12 protein-coding genes and 1 pseudogene are annotated in these 23716 nt (G+C 49.8%); 1 reads left to right on the plus strand and 12 read right to left on the minus strand.

The annotated features are described in order from the left end of the window. Nucleotides 1–248: hypothetical protein (locus BQ7486_RS12020; protein ID WP_204206973.1), on the minus strand; the 248-nt coding region annotated here is incomplete at its 3' end. Nucleotides 249–491: 243 nt separating this feature from the next. Here BQ7486_RS12020 and BQ7486_RS01760 point away from each other — a divergent pair. Further along, nucleotides 492–1049 (plus strand): annotated as a pseudogene (locus tag BQ7486_RS01760) (IS256 family transposase); the annotation flags it as partial. A gap of 851 nt (nt 1050–1900) precedes the next feature. On the opposite strand, the gene BQ7486_RS01770 reads toward BQ7486_RS01760, so the two are convergent. From BQ7486_RS01770 to BQ7486_RS01820, 11 genes are all read right to left on the minus strand, one after another. Next, nucleotides 1901–3871, minus strand: a complete 1971-nt coding sequence (locus tag BQ7486_RS01770; RefSeq protein WP_074008741.1) for a DUF6270 domain-containing protein — start codon at nt 3869–3871, stop codon at nt 1901–1903. Nucleotides 3872–3980: 109 nt separating this feature from the next. After that, a complete protein-coding gene (locus BQ7486_RS01775) occupies nt 3981–5915 on the minus strand; it encodes a glycosyltransferase family 2 protein (protein ID WP_162272216.1) in 1935 nt (644 codons plus the stop codon). 17 nt (nt 5916–5932) lie between these two features. After that, on the minus strand, nt 5933–7732 hold the full coding sequence (locus BQ7486_RS01780) for a polysaccharide biosynthesis/export family protein (RefSeq protein ID WP_074008743.1): 1800 nt from the start codon (nt 7730–7732) through the stop codon (nt 5933–5935). Between the two features lie 14 nt (nt 7733–7746). After that, nucleotides 7747–8970, minus strand: coding sequence for a KpsE/RkpR family capsule polysaccharide export protein (locus tag BQ7486_RS01785; protein WP_084765547.1), 1224 nt, complete (start codon nt 8968–8970; stop codon nt 7747–7749). After that, nucleotides 8957–9619, minus strand: a complete 663-nt coding sequence (locus BQ7486_RS01790) for an ABC transporter ATP-binding protein (protein ID WP_074008744.1) — start codon at nt 9617–9619, stop codon at nt 8957–8959. Before BQ7486_RS01790 ends, BQ7486_RS01785 begins: the two co-directional genes overlap by 14 nt. Continuing rightward, complete coding sequence (locus BQ7486_RS01795; RefSeq protein WP_204206974.1) at nt 9619–10395, minus strand: ABC transporter permease; 777 nt, start codon at nt 10393–10395, stop codon at nt 9619–9621. The genes BQ7486_RS01790 and BQ7486_RS01795 overlap by 1 nt, the downstream gene beginning before the upstream one ends. A gap of 22 nt (nt 10396–10417) precedes the next feature. Further along, on the minus strand, nt 10418–10774 hold the full coding sequence (locus BQ7486_RS01800) for a DVU3141 family protein (protein WP_074008746.1): 357 nt from the start codon (nt 10772–10774) through the stop codon (nt 10418–10420). A gap of 30 nt (nt 10775–10804) precedes the next feature. After that, nucleotides 10805–12895: a capsular polysaccharide biosynthesis protein gene (locus tag BQ7486_RS01805; protein ID WP_074008747.1), complete on the minus strand. Its 2091-nt coding sequence runs from the start codon at nt 12893–12895 to the stop codon at nt 10805–10807. Between the two features lie 113 nt (nt 12896–13008). Then, nucleotides 13009–14403: an aminotransferase class I/II-fold pyridoxal phosphate-dependent enzyme gene (locus tag BQ7486_RS01810; protein ID WP_074008748.1), complete on the minus strand. Its 1395-nt coding sequence runs from the start codon at nt 14401–14403 to the stop codon at nt 13009–13011. A gap of 45 nt (nt 14404–14448) precedes the next feature. After that, nucleotides 14449–22011, minus strand: coding sequence for a type I polyketide synthase (locus tag BQ7486_RS01815; RefSeq protein WP_162272217.1), 7563 nt, complete (start codon nt 22009–22011; stop codon nt 14449–14451). 274 nt (nt 22012–22285) lie between these two features. Continuing rightward, complete coding sequence (locus BQ7486_RS01820; RefSeq protein WP_074008750.1) at nt 22286–23443, minus strand: porin; 1158 nt, start codon at nt 23441–23443, stop codon at nt 22286–22288. Between the last annotated feature and the right edge of the window lie 273 nt (nt 23444–23716).

Raw genomic sequence — 23716 nt, forward strand, 5'->3', positions numbered from 1 at the left:
TCCGATGCATCCCGGCCCTTGTAAAGGATGTAGACCTGCTCAGCAGACATGGTCTCTGAGGTGATGATGGCAAAGTAACCGCACAGATCGAGTTCACGCTGCACAACCGACTCTTTCTCCTCGGCGTACAGGAACGTCTTTGCCTCATCCTTGGTCTTGCCTTTCATAAAGTGGCAGTGAAAGTAGTTGAGATACTCTTTCGGCAGCTCGACTTTTTGGCCTTCCAGGGATTTCAGCGTTGCAGCCATTCCGGCTATTTTCTTTTCTACCCGGTCTCGCTCAGCGGCCATCTTTGACGGACTGAAATACAGGTGGAAATAACGCTTGTGCTTATCTCCGGAGAAAAGGTGTTTCTCAACGGTAACGCCGTAGCGGTGCTGCACAGTTGCATCAAAGGTTTTTCTACGGGCCAAAAAAACTCTGGAGGAATCCGCCGAAGGCGGAGAGGGCAAAGCCCTCACTGAGCTCAGACTACAACCTACTTTTTAAGAACAAAATCGGCGAAAGCTCACTTGACATTCACCGCAGACGGCCTCAAGGGTATGACACAAGCCATTGAAGCCGTATTTCCCCAGACGCAACATCAAACCTGCATTGTCCATCTCATCCGTGCCTCTACAGCCTTCGTCAGCCACAAGGATCGAAAGGCTGTAATGGCCGGCTTAAAGCCCATTTACCAGGCCAATACCCCCGAAGAGGCGTTGGCGGCCTTGGCGGCCTTTGAAAATAGCCCTATGGGCAAACGTTACCCGCATGTAGCGCAGAGTTGGCGCTCTGTCTGGGCACAGGTGATACCCTTCTTCAACTTTCCCCGGTCGATTCGGAAGTTGTTGTATACGACCAACAGTATTGAGGCTCTCAACCGTGGCGTTCGGAAGGTAATCAAAACTCGAACCATGTTTCCGCATGAAGAATCCGCCAAGAAGCTGATTTACTTGGCACTTCAGCGCATTATGGAAAAATGGAAGTTGCCTGTTCGTGCTTTGAGTGAAGCCATGCCGGTGTTTGCAGCCATGTACGGTGAGCGATTTGCCGCTGGGCAGGCTTGATTGCCGCGGAGTACTGAAACAGTGTTTCAGCATAGCAGTTGCAGTGTTACAACTTAAGGAGACGAAACTGCGATTTTTCCGGTAGCGGCGCGCCGCTGCATGGCCGCCCCATGGGGGCGGCCATGCAGCCCTCCCATGCCGCCGTCGTACCCTGAATCATCGCATAACCTCTGATAGAAAAATTGGGGCTTGACAGCCCCGAAGCACCTGGGGTTAAATACCCCTGTTAGCGAGCCAACAAGCTCAACCGTAAACCCGCGCTAGACACAAAAATCTGCACACACCCTTTTGCAGACTTACCCATCTTCGAATACCTTATGCAGTTTCTGTACGTCAGGTCAGTGGTTTGCCTCCAGCTTCCTTCAGATTCCGCCTTGCGGCGGCCCCCCTTGCTCTTGGCTATGTGCTTGGTGCTACCCCCTGCACTCGGGACTTTCACCCGTTAGAACGCGCTCATGCCGAGCGCACAATGACGAACCGGCTGGTTATACAGCCAGCCGGTCCGAGATTCTGGGGTATTTGATTGCGCTGACAATGCTTGCCACACTGTCCTACGAAATGGAAAGCGAGAAAACAGTGAACGACGAGCGCATGCCTCACCTTTACCAAAACTATTCGGTCAACTCTCTGCTTCATGAACTTATGAACATCCAGATGATTTCTGGACCAGGAGTGGCACCTCGTCTCTCTGAAGCCACTCAGAAGCAACTGTCTATCTTCGACCGAGTCGGTGTGTCTCAACCTTCAGTTTGAAGCAGCACAGTATAACGAGGAGCAGAATTCACGTATACAGCGTCGCGCTACGAGATTTTGGGAGTGCTACAACGACTTCAGGAGTTTTCGACGGCGGTCTACAACTCGAAAGTCCGAGATTGTTGATCCCTTATTAAATCCTCTAGAACAATTCCATTAAACTTTATTAGACATTGATTATAATATTCAGACTCAAAATGACTCGGTGAAAAACCTAGAGGGCTATGCTTATCTGCCACTAAATGACATTCTCTCATGTCAATTGTCCTAATCCCAGTAAATTCCATTAGCAAAGATTCCTCAAGACGATCCCAAACAAGATTATCTTTTAAAATTTTCCACTGGTTTGAAAATTTCTTGATAGAACCATCAGCATCCTTATAATCTAACGCAAACCTTGATCTAACCAATATGATGTTTTTTTCAGGTACGAGTTCCTTTAGGCTTGAAATAAAGATTTTCATCGACCTCTTCCAAACCCGGAAATATTCCTCCCAATTAGATTGTCGGAGCATTGCTTTATTTTCAAAACCATCTAATATAGAAGAATAACGATTATAAAGGTTTATCGAAATATAGGACTCGCCCAGTAACAATGTCGGAATCGTAGCATCACAGTAAAGATCAATCAGGATATACTTTGGTTGAGTAGATTTAAGATGCTCTACATAGTTCTTATGAAAATCTAACTCTAAATATTTCTTAGCCACCCTCTCCATATTTATAAGCTTTTGATCTAGCCCATAATACGGCTTAGAGGCCAAGGAAATCAAAGTAGAATGGAATTGTGTAAACCCACAGGAATACCAAATCTTATAATTCTCATTAAAAAATGAAGTACTCCTAAATATGTTTCTAGTAAAACACGTTCCAAAAACCGCAACCTCTATCTTTCGCGAATCGTGAAAGCTACCCGTATGAGTGTAAAGATATAGCTTTTGATCTTTTATATAAATCCGACCTTGTAGTCTTGAATTAACAGGAAGATAAGTACTCTGTATAGTATTTAGCCCCCCCATTACTGTGACCGGATAGCAATTCCCATTAGAGCGGATGAAGAACTGTAGATTTTCCCGAGCTTGAATATCATCAATAATCGGACCATATTTATTTGAAAGAAAATTGCCTATTGGCAATTCAAACATCATTTTTTCGCCATCTTGAACAGTCGGAGTAAATCTCACACTTTGCCGTTGTTGATAGTTTAGCTCTTCAAAGTTCTTTTGCGAACATATTATCAATTCAGTTTCATCCGATTTGATTGAATCACGATTAAATTGCGACTTCAAAACGCAGGAAATACCAATTTGAATTTTTTCTTCCGTCTCTTTGTATTCATCTAAAACAAAGCTTTGAACTATATCAGTAGAGAGTTTCCTCAAAATAAGCGTTTTTCCAAACCCAACATAAATACGAATTCCGTTAAACGTTAGCGAGCACCCCTCATGGTAGACGTAAGAATCAAAAAATGAGCCATCGGGAAATTCATTACGTATGAAAAAATCCCATAAACTTTGAGGCCTCGTTAAGAAAAACTGATTCAATATCCGCTTATCTAAGCTGATTGAAGTACAATTAAGATCAAATGCATATTGACAATCATGATATTGCCAAAACTTATTCGCCACTCTTCTTTTCAAGAGTAATTTCGTCATTTGAGCTCCAGACAACCCAGAAAATTCAAATGAAATTTCATGCTCTGAATCAAGAATACCAACTAGTTCACATCGTTGTTTTGTTGACTTAAGTTCAAAGGTGATTTTCTTATTATCAGCAACATAAATGTATATATCGAATGCAGCATTTAATCTGAAAACTTTTCCACATTTGATTTCATGATCTTCCTGAACATTAAGCACATATTTAACACCATCATGAAACTGATCGCCTAAGAGATAAGAAATAGGAAATATTGCCTTTCCATTAGGGGTTATTTGAATATCTCTACGAGTGACCATAACTTGATAGTCATAATCATAAACCCTCAACAGACAAACTTCACGGCGTCTTTCGTTTTGGAACGACAGAATGATTTTATCTTCAACGAAGTTAAACCCATTTAAAATCATATTAGTCCTTAGAAACAATCTAAAAAAAATAAGATAGAAGAGACATTTAAGTCAGTCAGCTTTAATGTTTTTCTAAACCCTACGATAATTTATCAAAACAGCTTGTAATTCAAGACCAAGTTTTTATCAGTTGCGAATCAATAAAGCCTAGTTCTTTAAAATATATTCCTTCCCTAACACTTGAGATTACAACTTTGTCAATATCAAGAAACTCAGCGGCGTAGTGAAGCTTCTTAGTACGGCATACGTCACGCTGCATAAAAATAATTTCCCGTAAACTCATTTCTGCGTAAAAATTCTTGTAGCGCGCAGGCTTTATCGGTTGATATATTGCCGCATCAACAATAGAAGTAAAAATTTGCCTTGACGCCAAAAACAAAATTTGATGCTTTATTGATCGATAGTCCAGAAGGGCATCTTCCTTGATATTATGCTTTTCCATCAATGTTCGTTTGTCCGAAATAGAGAAGCAAACATAATATCTATCAACCCCATCATTTTTCTTATAATCTTTTATAAACTGGACGAATGAATTACCGAAAACACCCTCCCGATCATTATAAATATTTATCCTCTTTATTTTTCTCAAACAAATAGAGATCGCCACTAAGAAGCTAGGAATAAGTTTCCAATCTTTATTTTTTACATAATCAAATATAGCGATGCTAGACAAGCTAAACCGCCCTTCTTTTTTGTCAAAGGACAGCGAATAGTCCCCAAGATTTATTTTAAGATCTTTGTTATCTCTGTAATCTTTGAAAGAAAATCGGTTAACCTTATATAATCGTCCATATACCGATACAAAAAAAGCTAGCGTTGTAAAATCATAACCAACTTCGATATCCCAACCTATAAAGTTATTTGTCTCAATTTTTGATCGATGATGTGAGAAATAAGTATATCGCTGCACACATTCAATCATTTGATTTCCGATCAAAGCATAAACCCTAACGTCTTTGTGATCGACATACTCGGTCAAAAATGTTTTATAAAATCCAGAAATCCTTATCTTTCCATTTCGAACTTTGATAGCAGATATGTACAGCTCATTTTGTTTTACATGCTCCTTATAACCATCTAATTCAAACATGATCTTCTGGCCTAAAAAATATATCTGCGGAATCATGCCAGACAACTTTAAAAAGAAATGTTTGTGAAACTTATCTACTTGTGGATGTTCTAAAAGCAAAGACGGTTTTATATATGCCAATATTGTTTTTATTTGATCTTTCTGCTTCTGCCAGAAATCATTTGGCTCAGACTGAAAGTAGTTACCTCGCAATTTACTACTTAAATCATTAACAATTAGAGCCTGAGCATACTCACAAACAAAACCATATCTTTCTTTTGAAATTTTAATTATTCTATGGTAGAACTCCATGCTCTGCGGAAAACAGTATGACCCAGCAGCAAGTTCTTTGCCATTTTTATCATTCCGAACATAAACGGCTTCTTCGCAATACCCATATTTTCCAACAGATAAAGCATTTCTTGCAAAATGATCCTCAATTTCATAAATAAGGAACTGTTCATCAAACAGTAGATTGTTGTCCTTACAATTCTTCAGGCAATAATTTACCGCTGTTACAGCTCCATAGCAGAATTCATTAATATCATATATACCAGACCCATTAAAGCAACCTTTCCAAAAACCTTTGGTGCTACGGATAGTGTTTTTTTCATTAATCACTGTAAGGAAGACGTTGTTCTCTCTTATAAATGCATCCAGTTTTTCCAAGCAGTTATGAGCAAGACGATCCTCGTAATCAACGAAAAGAATAAATTCCCCTTCGGCCGTTTTCGTGGCAATATTTTTTACAGATGAAACGCCACAATTGTTTTTATCTATAAGCTTAATTGTTAGCGAAGGGTTGGCTTTTTTCAATGCATCTACAGCTTTACGTGTACTATCTATGGATCCATTATTGACAATGATCAGTTCCACTCTTTTTAAATCATAGGTGCCTTTTTTTATATCCTCAACACACGATATGATCTTCTGCCCAGCATTATTTGCAGAAATTACAATGGTAAACCTTTTCATGATCATTATCTATTACATTAGAGATCAATAGCCACCTTGGTTGCCACAGCAATTTGGTATATAATTTGCATTATATTTTTGGCAATAAGCATTCCTTTTGTATCTACCTTCGAGAGAACTATAATACGATCCCCCGGTTCAATACCAAGACTATCTGCCAACCCTACTTCACCATTTTGTTTAGCTACCAAAATCTGTTTTTCATTGGCTCTAGCCGACACACCGCCAGCTGCCGCCAAATAATCATCCAGTGTCATTCCGTTCTCATAGGCAACAGCCTTGGGAAGCACAACTTCACCAGTCACCATAACTACGTTAGATTTCTGAGGAATGACAAGCTCATCTCCGTCCTCAAGCCACAAATCTGAGACCTGACCACGTCTAGAAATCACCACAACACCATCAGGTTCAAGCAAAGACGCACGTTTAACGAAATCCTGAATTAATTCGGCCTCCTTAACACGAATTTGAGCTTCTTCCGGGGTGCTAGAAGTTGCCGTCAACGCCGTCTGTTCTAGACGACGTAGTGAATCCTGAATGACAGCCTTCTGATCTCGAGCTACGCTCTTACGACGTAGATAAATTGCATCAGTTGCAGCAAGTTCCGGCTCTACCTCAATTTGGCGAAGCAAATCACGGAGTTTCGTTGTCTTAAGAATCGGGTAGCGAGATGCTCCAGTAATAGCCCCTTCCACCGTCGCCATTATTGTCTCGCCCGGCTTGTCAGCTACAAATTCAACAATATCGCCATCAGCCAAAGAAAAGGATTTGAACTCGTTAAGAGAAAAATACCGGTTGAATGGAGACTGATTCCTTGTACCTGTGACGCTTACATGGGAAACATTACGTTCTGGCGTCGCCAATTCTATAAGTCCCGCACCCTTGGCTACAGCCGGCTTCGAAAATTCATACGCAGCCTGTTCGCGCAACAACCCATAAGCAGATACAGAAATACCCTTCTTCTTGACTAGAATGACATCGCCGTTCTTCAAGCGAAGGTTCGGAACTGTCCCTTCAAATGCAAAGCGATATAGGTCAATCTTTTCTACAACCTTTTTGTTGCGAATCACCTCGATATGGCGATAACTTCCACGTGTAGCATCAATGCCCCCTGCTCGATCAATAAAAGACATTATCGAATCAAGAGATCCGCCAGCATAACGACCCGGACTATTAACAAACCCTGTCACATAAACAGCAACGGGTTGAGCACTTTGCAGATTTACATAAACCTGGACGTTATCGGTAAATACTCGACCAATCGCCTGCTTCACCGTAGAAAGAAGACTCGCCTGACGCAACCCGGCAACATGAATAGGACCAACTTCCGGCAGGAAGAGATTCCCTTGCTGATCAACAACTAGAACATCATCATAACTGCGAGCACCCCAAATGCGAACAACCACGCGATCTCCGGGGGCAAGAATGTAATCAGAGGACGTCATGTCGCTGAACGTCCCAGCAAATCTTCCTTCAAACAGATTGGATGCAAATGGTCGCAACACAACCGAAGTCGCATTAGACAGAGGTCCCTGAGCCCAAGCCGGTGCGGCTACATTTGTGGTTGGAAGAGTCGTACGACGATAGTCATTAGAAGAAAGACTGCCGCTCAACTGCGTACCATTTGGCCCCATCATTGTTGCCATCGGCATCGCCGATGCTGTCGCGGGCATCCCCAGACTGGACGGGGTAGGATTAGAACTTTGACCGAGAACAGACGGATACGCTGCGGCGGTTTCGGCTGCGGCAACCAGGCTCGACATTGTCGTCGAAAGGATGGCTCCCATCACTGTGATTTTCAAGGTATTGAACTGCATTTTAACTCTGATAATTAGAAACCAGCGTGTTCACGAATGGAAGCAATAATCAATCGTACCATTCCATACAAGAAAAAGAATCCGAAGAAAGCACAAAGCGTGAAGATCCAAGTTCGCGGATAACGAGACTCATCCGGAAACGTCGGCTGCTGAATCGGCACAACATATTGAGTTTTAGCCAAAGCCATTGCACGTGCCTGTTCTAGTGCTGTCATGGCAGAAATCAATTGCTTCTGTGCAAACTCGCTTTCCAGCATCAGATTTTCATATTGAGAAACCCATGCATTCAAAGGCACAGCCATTTTCTCATTACCGGCAATCCGCGCTTTCTCTGCCTGAAGTTGGGCTTCTACCGCAGCCAAACGCTTTTCAAGGCTTCTAACCATAGGGGCATCGGTACGCATATAAGAGCGGGCTTCTTCAAGTTGAGCATTGACTTTAGACCGCTCTCCTTCCAGTTCGAACACCAAGGTCTGCAGGCCCGAAGCTGTTGCCTTAGGATCCAACTCACGATGCTCATCTCGGAAAGATTCCAAAGCCTTCTGAGCTTTGGTCACACGCTGTTGAGCAACCTTCACCTCATTCGATGCCAACTTTATCGAATCGTTACGAGAACGCTCATTCATCTCGTTGACAAGGGCTTCACTAGCCTTCAGCGCAGCCTGTGCAATGCTCTGAGCCATTTTCGGGTCATAAGCACGAACATTGAAAGTCACAATTCCACTGTCAACGTCAAGCTTCGGTTGAGAAACACGAGACCAAAAAAACTCCTTATCCCAAACTGTCGGCTCTTTTGACAATCGAGAAATCAAGTCATGAGAGCTTGAAGAATAATGATCGACTACCTTTAGTTCACGATCCAAAGCATTGAAGAGATCCGGGGACTGAAGATATGCCTCCACAATTCGAGCATTCTGTACAGATGAAGAGGAAGTTTTGAAAATTTGTGACGCAATATCGATGCCGGCACCTTGTTCAACAACATCCTTGACTGCAAACTGCGTTTCCGAAACATACATCGGCGAGGCAATCAGGGCGAAGTATCCGAAAGTCAGCAACGTCGGCAGCGCAACAAAACTGCAGAATTCCTTCTCGAAAACGCTACGACGACGCCACCAATTCTTAAGTTTGTACAGTTTCGGTTCTCCAGCAGCGGAAGAACCTACAGTCTCAGGCATCCGATTGGCTTCAGGGACAGAAGTCACCATCGGCACTTCTTTTTTGTCATCGTTTTGCATTGCAAATATCCGTATATTCCTTAATAGCCTGGTTGACATCAGGGTAATAAACCAACTGACCGGCATTGAGCACCGCACCGCACACACAGTTCTGTTTGACGGCCGCCATGCTGTGAGAAACAAAAATCAGAGTGGAAGTAGCTGCTTTTTCTTTTAAAGCAAGATCCGCCTTTTTTTTGAAAGCAGCGTCACCTACAGAATAAGCTTCGTCAATTAGATAGAAGTCGAATCCGATCGCCATGGACAACCCGAACGCCAACTTGCTACGCATGCCGGAAGAATAAGTATTGATAGGCATGTCCATGTAATCGCCGAGTTCTGCAAAATCTTCGACGTAATCCGTAACCTTTCGAATATCTGCGCCGTAAACACGAGAAACAAAGCGCAAATTTTCACGCCCGGTAAGGGAACCGTGAAAGCAACCACTGAACCCAATCGGCCAGGACACGCGAGATGTTCGAATAACGCGTCCGGAATCAGGCTGTTCAGCTCCGCCAATAATCCGGATCATCGTCGACTTACCGGCACCGTTTACGCCGAGTATGCCCATGCTTTTGCCTTCCTCAAAGCGTAGATTGACGTTATCGAGCACCGTATGCCAACCGTTCTTGACACGATAACGTTTGCAGACATTTTGTAATTCGATCATCAATTGTTCCTACGGCTACGAACATAGCGCTCAAGGAATCCCCCCAGAGCGCATACTGTCAAAGTTGTTAAGCCAAAGTAAGTCAGACTGACACCTGGAACAGCATAGGGTGCATGCAAGGCCTCTCTACAAAGCTCAACAGCATGCAAAACAGGATTCCACAATAAACAATCGGCTACTGACTGACTGAAAACAGAAATCGAAAAAAAGACACCGGAAACAAAAAAGAGGATGCGCAAAACCATCGGCACCACCTTTTCTATGGCAGGGACAAAGACAGCGAGTGACGATAGAACCATGCCAAACCCCAATGACTGAAGCGGCACCAAAACTACCAGCGTCAGCAGCAAAGGAAGACTTCCCAACATAAATGGTTCACCCAGAACCAGTGTTCCCGCACAAATAATCATAGCGGTCACCAAAATCTGGGTTGCCGACGTCACCAGAGTTCTGGCAATCATGACATCCAGTTCAGTCACTTGAGGAAAAGTCAGCAAACCTTTATTGCCACTTACCGCCGTCAAGCAACGACTAATGGTATTTGAAAAGATATTCCAAATACCAAAACCAATTGCAAGGAACATTGCCATCCCCATGCCATGCGGAGCCTGCCCGGCGCCCATGAAATGTCGTACACCCCAGAAAACGCTAATACCAAAAACACTCTGAATCAACACCCAGAGATAACCTAGCTTGCTGTTGCCATTAATCGTATGGATTTCGCGCAACATCAGTGCTGAAATTACACGCGCCTGGACGATTGCCCCGCGACGCAAATCATTCCAGAACGTGGGAGCCTCAGTGCACCAACTCGACATAGCGCCAATCCTGATCTTTACCACGGCAAACGGCTACATAATGACGATCGCTTTCAGTCGTAATGCTGAAGCGGTGACATTGTTCACCCAGACCGTTTACATACTCGCGCTCCTTTGAAATCTGTGCCAGACCAAAAGGGGTCGCTTCTTGAACTACGGCATTGCCTGACAACTGCTTAACAAGTGTTTGCGCAAATTGCTGGAGCTCTTCAGACTGTTGTTTGTCTACAACAACTTGAGGTGCAGAGACCTCATGCTGCAACCCTCTTGGAGCCTGACACCCCGTCAACATGACTGCAGTAAAGGCAGTCATCGCAATAATCATTTTGGATTTCATTTCTAACCTTTGCTGTTAAAGACGAATCTGCTACTTTCGAGACAATACCCTGTGCACCACCTTTGCAATGCGGCAGACTTTGATCCACAAACCGACTTCAGGTTGTTCTTTTCTCAAAATGCGATAACAGACGTCCTCCGGACGGCAGACGCATGATGTCTTCCAATCCCAATATTTCGGATACAGTATCATAGCACCCGCGATCAACTCCCCAAGGGTTAACGCTATATCCATACGTTTTTCCGCTGAATAATCAGTTGTCAAGCCCCAACCGGCATAGAAAGGCTTGCCATACGTTACAACCTTCTTGTGACGCAAAAGTGCCTCAAACCCTGACAGACTGGTCAACGTATGCACTTCATCGACATATGGCCAGAAGTCATTCAGACTGCCCGATGTCACAATAAGATTTGTACATGTCCTGACAGTCTCAGCTGTAATAGTTCCTTCTCGATTGCCTGTCACCACATCAGGATGAGGCCTGAAGACAATGAAAGCTTCCGGATTGGCTTTCCTTACAGCCTTGAGCAACTGCTCAGTGGACTGAATAGTTCCACCGCCGCGCCTTACCGAGGCATCCCCATCTACCTGGCCCGGGACCAAAACCACAGTTTTATTGCGAGGCAATTTCTGGAGTTTTTTTACAACTTCCGGATCTGACGGCGTGTTGTATTTGCTAAGTCCATTGTCTACGATCAGCTTAAGAAGGTTGTCGCTTCTATCCAACAGTCGCGGCAAATCCGGATGCTGTTTAATTTCGGCCAAGATATGCGTCATACGAGAAGGTCTTGCCGGATCGTAATAAATACCGCAGTCATCCAAAGCCAAAGAAAACGGATAGTGGTAATCCACGCCCAAGCCTACGGAGCGCAGGAAGCCATCTTCCATACGAATAAGCGGCACACCAAGCTTAGTACATTGTTCAACCACTTTATCCGTAGCCTTGCCCGCCCAGATAAGCACGGTTTTACCTTCTTGAGCCGCCTTTTGAAAGCCGGCATCCAAATCACTTTCAAACTCAATCGTTCCACCGGTAGACGAAGCAAATGCCTTCACATGCGGCCACTTCCAGCGACGAAATCCTACGGCAATGTAATTCCGACGGTTTTCCTCATTGGCCAGACGCCTTGCGGCCATAATGTCAATGGCTTCTGTCAAAGAAATTCTGGTCCGTGTAACCGGATTCACATATCTGCATAGCTTAATATAGGCCGAAGCGAACATTTGTTCACGTGACGGACGGCCTGTGCGACGCGCAGGCACATCACCGTGATCAACCGTGAGTCCCCAACCTGCATAGAAAGGAACGCCGAACGTATGCACAACCTTGCCCATCAGCAGGGCCTCAAAACCCATCTGCGATGTGACTACATAAACTTCGTCGAAAGCGTCCAGAAAAGAGAGAGGCGCATAGTTTTCCGAAATGACACAAACATTGGGCGGCAGAGTCCCGAAACAGCTTCGCTTCTTGCCGCTCAAGACGTCAGGATGCGTCTTGACAACCACGACCGCATCTGGTTCTGCCAATGCCGCAGACAACATAGCCTGAAATGATTCCTTGCTAGCCTTGCCTAGAGCAATACTTGCATCGCCATCAGTTTGATCGACTACCAAGATCAGCTTTTGTCCCGGCTTCACCCCGACCTTGTTGTAAAGCTTGACCTTATCTTCAGCAGAAAAGGACGGCGCATTGTTGTACTTGGACAGATCGTAGATCCTAAAGCGCTCAATGGCCGCACGAGCTTCATTTTGGATATTCCACGTCCACCAGCCCGTATTGTTCAGCATGTCCTCCAAATCGGAGGGCTCACACGCATCGTAATACACGCCGGTACGGTCTACAGACAGCGAAAGAGGTTGCTCACCATCTACGCCAAGCTTGAGCGAGCGAAGAAACCCATCTTCCAAAGCAAAGTATGGCAACGCATGTTTTTTGGCAAATGCACGCGCTTTCTCGGCAGTCTTCTTATGTCCCCAACCTATGACCAAATCGCCAGACGACGCCTTCGGGATTTCCCATGCACTGTGAAACTTCAGCTCTCCGTACTTCCGAATTTCATCCTGTAGGAAAACCTCCAGATTCTGAATCTTAGAAATGCCGGAAGAAAATACATGAATCATGGCGTTTTGTTCTACAGGTAGTTAGGTCCAGATAAGTCCGGTTGCGATTTGAGCACCCTCTAAAAATCCGACTGCAACGACGATCGTCTCAGCCGGCATGGACAATTTGTTCGTTATTCAGTCTTGCCTGACATTCGAGCTACGTCTTCACGTGCCTTGGGCAGTTCTTCGCAAACAATGTCAATTGCACGATGAACATGTTCGACATCGTGCGCAGCCGAAAGGAAGAAACGAAGACGTGCTGCGCCCTCCTCCACCACCGGATAGATGATAGGCATGACGTTGACCTTGCGAGCAAACATTCGCGAGGCTAGCTTGCCCGCGAGCAGTGAACTGCCCAGCATGAGCGGTACGACCGCATACCCCTCGGCAGAACCGGTATCAAGGCCCTTGCTCTTGGCATAGCGAACAAATTCATGGCTCACCGCCTGAAGCTTGGCGACACGTTCGGGTTCGGCAAGCATGATCTTGACGGCTCGTTCAGAAGCGGCCGCCAGAGCCGGCGATATGCCCACGCTGTAAACAAAGCCGGGAGACGTAAATTTAAGAAGCTCCACCACCTCGCGACAGCCTGCAATGTAGCCGCCACAGCCGCAGCAGGTCTTGGAGAGAGTGCCCATCCACAGATCTACTTCCTTAGGATCAATCCCGAAGTGCTCCGCGGTGCCGCGCCCGGTTTTACCTAGGACACCAAGAGAATGAGCCTCATCCAGCATGAGGAAGCATCCCCAGGCCTTCTTCAAACGAACGAGCTCGGGCAGATTCGCCACATTGCCGTCCATTGAGAAGACACCTTCCGTCACGATGAGCGCGCGCTGCGCCTTGGGGCGATGTTCGCGAAGCAGACGTTCCAATGCCTCCATATCGTTGTGCGGAAAGCTGATCCGCTTTGCACCGGACGCCTGAGCACCCATCACGATGGAATTGTGCGACAGGGAATCATGAAAGATCACATCCTGAGCGCCAAACAGCTTGCCGATCGTCGAAACATTTGTCGCATGGCCACTAACATAAGCAATGCAGTCCTCAGCATCGTAAATACTCGCCAATGTTTTCTCGAGCTTTCGATGTGGCGGGCGTTCGCCGGACACGAGACGAGATGCGGATGCACTCGTGCCCCAGCGCTTCAAGGCATCCACTGCGGCCTCTTCCAAGGCCGGATGACCGTTCAGATCCAGATAGTCATACGTCGAGAAGTTGAGGAACGTTTCTCCGTTGATCTTGGTTTCGGCCTTGGCAATGCCGTCGTGGCACTGGAAGAAGGGATTGAGAATGCCTGCGTGCTCAGCAACGCTTCTCTCCATCTTGATCTGCTTGTAAGCCGGGAACTCCTCAAACTTCGTCATTTTAGGATCGGCGCGCCACTGCACTTCATCAAGCGTACGACCGCTCTTTGCCTCTACCGAAGCACTTCCCGATCGCTTGAGGCGGAAGAGAAGTGCCGAACGATCGCCCTGAGAAAGGCCAAAGATATTCTTATTCCCCTGATTGCTGTCCTCTACTGCCATTTACATTCTTCCCAACTTGATTGTTTAGCGCTTATCCCAGATGCCTTAGGCTGAAGCATCCTTCAAAACTTCCTTCTTCATGTCACCGGACAATTCGACGCCGTGCTGGCTGGCAAGAGTATCGAGTACCTGTTCTTCCTCGCTGGACTTGTTGAGCATCTGCCAGAAACGCTCGGCCATGGTCTGGATCGTAGCCCCGCCCGACAAGGAAACAGCCGGGATCTTGAAGCCGATGCGTTCTTCGAGTGCAACGGCCAGTTCTACCACCATCAGCGAGTCCATGCCGATGTCGGAAATGGGCTGATGAACATTCAGTTCCTTCACACTGATGCCCATGAGCTTGGCCACTTCCTGCGCGATGAGATCGGCAAGCGTTGCCACGCCTTCTTCAGTAGACTTGCCCGAGAGAAGCTCAGCCATGGACACAGACTGAACGGCACTGTGTCCCATGCGCTTCCAAATCCCCTCAAAGCGGGCTTCACGCACCACGGGGAGCTTCTGAACACGAGACCAGTCGATGGCAAAGAAATGCGACGACGGTTCACGAGAAGAAATGACGGTTTCCATTGCATTGAGAACGTCATCAGAGGCCAAAGCGGGCGTGCCCAGCGTGTTTTCAAGGAGGCGACGAGCCTGCGGATTAGCGAGCAGCATGCCGACGTCGCCAACAGGACCCCAACCGATCACATAGGCCGGCATGCCCTTGATGCGGAGTTTGTCAGCAAGGGCTTCAAGCGCCATGTTGGCCGCCACATAGTTGGCCTGGCCGGGATTGCCCAGAAGCACGGTGGCGGACGAGAACATCACAAAGAATTCAGGCTTCAGACCGCGAAGCGTCAGATAGTCGGCCAAACGTTCGGCTCCCGTCACCTTCGGACGCCACACCTTGTCGCACGACTCGTTCGTGAGGTTTGCAAAGGCAGCGTCAGCCAGGACGCCCGCAGCGTGAACAACACCGCACACCGGCGGGAGATCCGCTAGAACATCATCCATAGCCTTGAGATAGGTTGCGGTTTCGCCTGCCGTAATGTCAAGGGTCGGCGTCTTAACCGTGACGCCGGTGTCTTCCAGACGCTTCACAAAAGCCTTGGCCTCGTCCGTAGCGGCACCGGAGCGCGACAGAAGAACCAGCGCCTTTGCGCCGCGATTGATCATGCGTTCGGCCACACGGCGGCCGAGACCACCCAGACCGCCCGTGATGACAACCGTGCCATTTACCGCCACATTGCCGCCGGACGCAATATGAGACGCTTCTGCATTGTTTTCGTACGTCACGACAAGCTTTCCGATGTGGAGCGACTGCTGCATCATCTGGAAGGCTTCCTGGACGCGATCATGTGCAAAGAGCGTCATCGGGAGCGGACGGAAGTCGCCGTTCTCGAAGTGTTTGAGCACTTCAACGAAGAGCTCGCCGGCAAGCTTCGGACAGTCGACCAGCATTTGGTCGACGTCGATGCCGAAGTAGGAAAGATTGCGGCGGAACGGACGAAGGAACATCGGAGAGTCGGCATAGAAGTCGCGCTTGCCGAATTCGAGGAATCGACCGAAGGGCGCAAGCAAACCAAGAGACTTTTCCGCAGCCGCACCGGCCAAGGAGTTCAGCACCAAATCGACGCCGCGGCCGTTCGTGTCACGACGAATTTCGTCAGCAAACGCGAGAGAACGCGAGTTGTAGATATGCTTCACGCCCAAGCGACGCAGGAGAGCACGCTTCGTTTCCGAACCAGCCGTTGCATACACTTCGAGGCCGAGAAGGTTGGCAATCTGAATGGCAGCCAAACCGGCACCGCCGGCGGCGCCATGAATCAGGATCGATTCGCCGCGGCGTGCTCGGCCAAGATAAGAAATCGCATACCAAGAGGTGAAGAAGACGACCGGGACCGATGCTGCCTCGGCAAAGTTCAGGCCGGCAGGCATCTTGGCCACAGCTTCGGATTTCGTCGTAATGACGGTGCCGAAACATGCCGGAGCAAAGCCCACAACGGCATCACCGGGCACCACGTGCGTCACATTCGCGCCGACTGCCGTCACGATACCGGAAGCTTCCAAGCCCATGGTAGGACCGGAGAAGCCGTTCTCGAGCGCTTCTTCAGGCAGAAGACCCATCGCCCACATAACGTCGCGGAAGTTGAGACCGGTCGCCTTGACGGAGATGCGAACCTCATCAGCCCCAAGCTCAGCATCGTCGGCAACAGGCACGTCCTTCCAATACAAATTGTCGAGCCTGCCCGGCATGTCGAATGCCAAAACCTTGGCCGTACGCGCAGAGGAATTACCGGCGTCCCGCATTTCCTGCGGCATTCTCTGTGACACAAAGCGACGATAACACACGCCGCGGGCAATCAGACCTTCAACATCATCGGGCTTCACATTGAGAAGCATATCCGCCGCTCGCTCAAGTGTTGCAACCGTTTCATCCTGAAGACTCAGCGTACCGGCATGAACAGCCTGGCACTCGTTGGCGAAAACACGCGTCATGCCGACGAGCGCCGCCCCCTTGAGCGAAGAGGCTTCGTTGAATTCGGGCAAGGCCGCGGTGAGCGACACCAACTCCACGCCCTCTGCAAGAGCGCCCTTGGCGGCCGCAGCCTGCAAGCCCTGCATCAGGGCAAAGGTGTCATGCGGGAAGGCAGCACCCTCTTGCACGCGAAGTTCGTCATCAAGATCCAGAAGCGAAACAACACGCTCACCCTGAGCAAGCTTTTCACTCAAACCGGTCCAGTAATCGGCATCTCTGGCACGGTCATCGGCAACCACCGTCACTACGAACGGGATCTCGGAGGAATCATCCTTGTGCAGACGAGCGGCTACAGCCGTTTCGAGTGCATTGACCATCATCGCCGTTGCGCTGTCAGCTTCATAGTGCTTGGCAACAACATGAACCGGGATCGAAACACGCTCTTCGGTCTTTTGAACAACAGCGGTGGTCTTGACGCCGGCGATCAGCATGCGCGGGGCAAGCGCAAGAGCATCCTCGTCGACACGGCCGGCCTTGAAGCCCGCACGCTCGAGAGTCTCGAGCCAGGCATCGGCAGAGGCCAAGCGGCAGACGCCGCCGGTCTCGCCGTTGAGCCACCAATTTTCGTCGGCACCTTCAAGAAGGTTGATGCTCGCGTGCGGCATCGTTTCAACAAGCGCCACAACACCGTTCGTCAGAAGAGAATCGGAGACGCTCTTAAGAACGGCAGGCACATTTTCATTGAATGCCAAACCATCGGGCAGGAGAGCCACGTCATATGATGCGAACTTGTCTGCTCGGAGCCAGGCGTCGAGCGTCATGACATCAACGCCGACTTCATTTTCGAACACGGCCTTGACGCGATCGGCTGCAACTTCGTTGCCGATCACGAACGTGCACTGAGCTGCTTCGCAGAGGCTTGCACGGAGTTCCGTATAGAAGCTGCCGCCGGTTTCGCCGACCACGAGTACGCGCAGACGCGCCTTGGGCTCGCGGACCTTGGCCAGACCGTCAAGACCTTCCATCCAGCGACGGAGCGCAGACGTCAGAAGCGCACGCTGAGGCATGTGCGAGAAAAGGGTCTTGAGCGCACCCTTGCGTTCCGGCAGGAGTTCGTCAAGCTTAACCGTCCCGGTCAGGAGATCCGGAATACGGCGTCCGACGGTATCGAGCGCAGTCAAAAGCGGCCAGCACGTCGGTTCGGACGAAAGCAAGGTGCGATAGATCACATCGGACGTCGGGCAATCGGTCGTGCCCGGCACCATGATCATGCCATCGTTGTTCTGAGCCAGACCGTTTGAGACGAGCAGATCCGTCATGAAGGCGCGCCAATTGTCGAGCGTCTCCAGTGCAAATCTTTCAGAGAAGAGGAATTCTTCCGGAAGCCACGTGTCATATTCACGAACGGCTTCACGGACATAGGCGAGCACGAGCCAATGGAGCAACTCTTCGGTTTCAGCCGCCTTGTCGGCCGACCATTCGTAGCCGCGAGCAGCTTCAACCACCATGCCGGAGAGCGTCTTAACATCATCATCGCCGGCAAGGGCCTTGCGATCAGAGGGACACTTGAACCAATGTTCGGCATAGAAGGCCGGATCGATATGCTTCGACTTGTGATGCACGCGCAGGAATCGAACGTCCTCAAAGCGTGCGAGCGGCTCGCCATCGGCATTGCGAAGAAGAATCTGGGTCTTGGCAGAACGCTCCGTGACCTGAATGAGATGAATTTCAGCCCAGGCCGGGGTGCCCTGAGACCAAACCACCGTACGGCCGAACCAGCTCGGCAGATAGGACGACTTGGCATCATTGAATTGATGGCGAAGACGTTCGGCGAGGACAAAGAAGAGCCCCTGAAGCGCGCCGTCAACCAAGGCGGGCGAAAGAATCATGCCGCGGTCTGCAGCGCCGTCGCGAGAGGCAAGCTCAACGAGAACGTCGGAAGCGATGCCGTCTTCACCGGCAAAAGTCCAGGCGGACTGAATGGGCTTGAAGGCACCCTTGTACGTAAGGCCGATCTCAGCCAGCGCCTGATAGAATGCTTCTACATCGCAACCACAGCCTTCCTTTTCAACACGAGCCGTCCACGGCTCGTCCTGGGGCTTGGCAGCGTCGGACGCGATGCAGCGTCCTGCCAGATGCAGGAGCGGCTCTTCAGCCGAAAGCTGATCGCGCGAGGTGAGCGTAAGCAAGCCAGCAGGAGACACGCGAGTCTGAACAATCTTTGCGGATTCTTCGGACAAGGCCATCGGACGAAGAATGGCCATATTGTCAAGCTCGACGGTCTGAACGTTCTTCATCGAAAGTCGCGCGGACTCGATGGCCATTTCCAAATAGCCTGCGGCCGGGAAGAGAACCGTTTCATCGATTTCATGACCGGCAAGCCACGGCGTGAGCTGCAGATCAACCGTCTGCTCCCACAGATGTTCGGCATGCGGTACCGGATAGCCGAGAAGCGGATGGACGGGCTTGTTATCGAAGAGCTTCCACGATTCCGTCGTAGAAGTTGCCCAAACCGTCTTCTTGTTCCAGGGATAGCGCGGAAGCGTGCGGTCACGCACGGCTTCGGGCCAGGCATCGGTCGAAATCGCCAGTGCCATCACGTCTGCGAATTGACGACGCACGCCGGCCCAGTCGCCGGATAGATGCATCAGGCGACCGATCTTGACATCGGCCTGATGCTTTTGCGCCGTCGCGCGAATGTAGCCGCCCAGAATGGCGTGCGGACCCACTTCAATGAATCGCGTGAAACCTTCGTCAATCAGCGTGTCAATGGCCGCTTCAAAGCGCACCGGCATGCGCACATTGCGCCACCAGTAGTCGGCCTTGAGCATTTCACCGGACGTCACTTCTCCGGTGACACTCGAAACAAAGCGGATGTCTTCGGTAGCGACAGGCTGAAGGTCGGCAAGCGTTGCAAGCACTTCGCTTTCCAACGGCTCCATGCGGGAGCTGTGGAAGGCATATGCAAGCGGCAGACGCTTGAAGAAGCCGCCCGCTTCCTTGACGAGGGGCTTCAGAGCATCGATCTCGTCGGCATCACCCGAAAGAGTAAAGTTGTCGGGCGCATTCCAGCCTGCGATTTCAACACCGTGCTTGTCGGCGAGAAGCTCCATGAGCTTCTCCTGAGAACACTTGGCAGCGGCCATTGTGCCGGAGCCATGCATCTTGCCCTGCAGAGCGGAACGCTCATAGATAACCTTAGCCGCATCGGCCAGAGACAGTGCTCCGGAAGCCCAGGCGGCCGCCACTTCGCCCACGCTGTGGCCGGTAACGGCTTCGGTTTCGACGCCCTTCTCACGAAGAAGAACGGTGAGACCGACCTGAATGGCAAAGAGAAGCGGCTGAGCCACTTCAGTCTTATCGAGCGCCCAAGCGTCTGCAGACTGCGTCATGTAGGCGCGGATGGACCAGCCGGAAAGCGGGCTGAAGGCCTCGTCAATCTCGTCAATGACTTCACCGAAGCGAAGAGAATTAGCAAGAAGCTCCGCCCCCATGCCGGCCCACTGGCTACCGTTGCCGGAATAAACGAATGCAGTCTTTCCCTGGCGAGGATTGGAAATATGTTCGACCGCAGCAGGAAGATCGTCGCGAAGAGCCCCATGCTCAGCAAAATAAGCCAAAGAAGCCAGTACTTCTTCCAACGTTGATGCATTGACCAGAAGAATGTACGGAAGGCGCTCGCGCTGATGAGCGCTCGCACAAGCCGTGCGATTGAAGAACGCGGCATCCTTGCCCTGAAGGCGGTCGCAATAAATGCGCGACAAAGCCTGCAGGCTTTCCATGCTTCGGGCGGAAATCATGAGAGGCAGAATGGCCCCGTCGGCAAACTCGGGCTCCGCATCCACAATGGCCGGCTTTTCTTCAAGCAGGACATGCGCATTTGTGCCGCCGAAGCCGAACGAATTCACGCAGGCAAGCACGCCCTTGCCGCCCTCCGCCTTCGGGAGCGGTTCGTTTTGGATCGGGACGCGAATGCCCAGGCCCTTGAAGTCGATCTTGGGATTGGGATTCTTCAGCTGAATGTTGGCCGGGATCTCGCGATGTTCGAAAACATTGAGCACTTTGGCCAGACCGGCCATGCCAGAACCCGTTTCCAAATGGCCGAGGTTGCCCTTCACGGAACCGACGGGAAGCGGTGCTTCGCCAGGATTGTGGTGACCGAGAACTTCGCCAATGCTCTTCGTTTCAATCGGGTCGCCCGCTGCGGTGCCCGTACCATGGGCTTCGACGTAGGCAATACGAGAGCGATCGATACGCTCATCTTCATAGATCGATTCCAGCAGAGCCTTCTGCGCCGCACCATTCGGGAGCGCAATACCACTCGTACGTCCGTCGGAATTGACGCCCGTCGCACGAATGACGGCGTGAATGGCGTCATGATCGCGAATGGCAGCTTCAAGAGGCTTGATGAGGATGACCGCGCCGCCTTCAGAACGGACATAGCCGTTTCCGGACTCATCGAAGACCTTGCATCGACCGTCCGCAGACAGCATGTGCGCCTTGGAAAAGCCCACGAACGACAAGGGCGAGAGCAGAACATTGACGCCGCCCACCAAAGCCATCGGAAGATTTTCAGCCTCCATGGCGCGGCAGGCCTCATGAAGCGCGACAAGACTCGACGAGCAGGCCGTATCGATGGTCATGCTCGGACCGTGCAGATCGAAGAAATACGAAAGGCGATTGGCAATGATCGAGAGCGACGTGCCGGTCATGGCATACGGACCGGTCATGCTCGGATCGTCGGCATGAATGATGCCCATGTCGGTCGAAGCTGCACCGACATAAACGGCCGTCTTACTGCCTGCTGCTTCCGAAGGAGCAATGCCCGCATCTTCAAAGGCCTCCCAAGCCATTTCGAGCATCATGCGCTGCTGAGGGTCAAGCGCCTCAGCTTCCTTGGGACTCATGCCGAAAAAGGCGGCGTCAAACTTCTTGACGTCGCCGACAATGCCTGCACTGACGGAACAGGTGCGCCCGGAGGCCTTGCGATCAGGATGCCAGTACCGTGCCAGATCAAAGCGCTCGCCCGGCACGGATGTCACAACATCCTTGCCGCCGGACAGCACATTCCACAAACCTTCAAGCGAGGTTACGCCGCCCGGGAAACGGCAACCAATGCCAACAATCGCAAAACCCTTTTCGTAAACCATACCCATTCCCTTCTGCACATTGACACCTGTTCGCAGGCATTTCATCCTGCACTGAAAGACTGTTGATGCCAAACATGCATACTCTATCTGCTTGGGTTTGTTGTTCGATATCAAGCAACAAACCAAAACAGACTTCCACTCAAAATTGATGCAACCAAGACTCTAAAGAAAAAGAAACCCTCCGTGAACAATGTTACAGAGGGTTTCTTTATTAATCAGGAGACTTTTTCAATCATCCCGATTGTTCCTCATGCGGATTCAATGATGAACGCGATTAGAAGCGGTGCGTCAGACCGGTGTAGGCCTGGCCGATAAACGTCTTACGATCGCTATCATTGTCATTCCATTCATCAATCTTGGCCTGAGCAACACCGCCGCCGAGATAAACTTCGGTGCGCTTGCTGAGAGCATAGACATAGCGAGCGGAAGCGCCGATGTAGGAAACATCATTATCTTTCTGAGGACCGGTTTCACCGGCATTCTTAACGCCTTCAAGCTTGCCGTCAACGTAGTAGACGGCTGCCGTAAGGGTACCGGCCATCACCGGAACCTGAGTGCCGACATGGAGACCGTAGCCCTTCAGGCCCTTGGCAGAAGCAACGTATTCATCGCTAGTGTTCTTGAATTCAGTCTTAATGTCGAAGCCGGCAGCTGCGCTAGCACCTTCGAAGTACTGAGCCAAGACAAAGGTCTTGGCAAAGCCGCAGTCATAATTGCCGCCGAGGTAAATAGTCTGGGCATCCTTGCGAACAATCTGACGATCGGCAGCGCTACGGTTCGTATATTCGTAAGCGCCGACCACATTGAAAGCACCGAATTCACCCGTAGCAGCAGCGGCGAAGACCTGATTGTTCAGAGAAGACTTGTTGCCTTCCTGACCATCCTGATTGAAGGAGTACTGGAACGTGCCCTGCACACCGGCAAACTTCGGGGTCTGGTAGGTAACCATGTTGTCGGCACGGCCGGAGGTCACAAAACCGAAGACTTCGTTGTCGCCGCCGTCAAAAGCGTCGCCGAACAGATAGACGATGTCATACGTACCGGCGCTGGAACCAACGGCACCCATGCGGCCCATGGAGAGCGTACCGAAGTCGGAGTAGACGGAAAGAGAAGCTTCACGGTCGAAGAGACGACCGGCCGTCTTGAACGTGCCATCATCCGCCTTGAAGCCGTTTTCGAGCTTGAAGCCAATCTTCAGGCCATTGCCGAGATCTTCCGTACCCTTGAGGCCGAAGCGGCTGGCGGCGTTGATACCGCTGTTAAGAGCGAGCTTGTTCACTTCGAGATCGGTAGCCGGATTACCATCAGCGACGTCGTTGTACGTGTACATCAGACCAGTGTCGACAACACCGTACATCGTAACCTGAGAAGCCATGGCAGCGCCGGCAAAAGCGCCGAGAACGGCGACAGCAGTGAGAGATTTCTTAAACATAATTGTTTCCTGTTTTAAAAACATTCCCGACATGAATAAGCTGGGTCAATATCAAAGGAACGATACGCTCAGAGTACGGTCATCACAGCGAGCTTAAGTATTCCGCGATCCCCGTACTCTTTCGCGTATCCTATCAAAGAGGTCCTGAAATACCTATAAATTCGCCATTTATTCCATAAACAGCGTTACCATCTGACAACACTCAGGCATCAACCACTCGTATGGTTTTTCTTTTCACATCTAAAGACCTAGGGTTAACTCATGCTCGTCAGC

The sequence above is a fragment of the Duodenibacillus massiliensis genome (genome assembly GCF_900128485.1).
GTDB lineage: Bacteria > Pseudomonadota > Gammaproteobacteria > Burkholderiales > Burkholderiaceae_F > Duodenibacillus > Duodenibacillus massiliensis.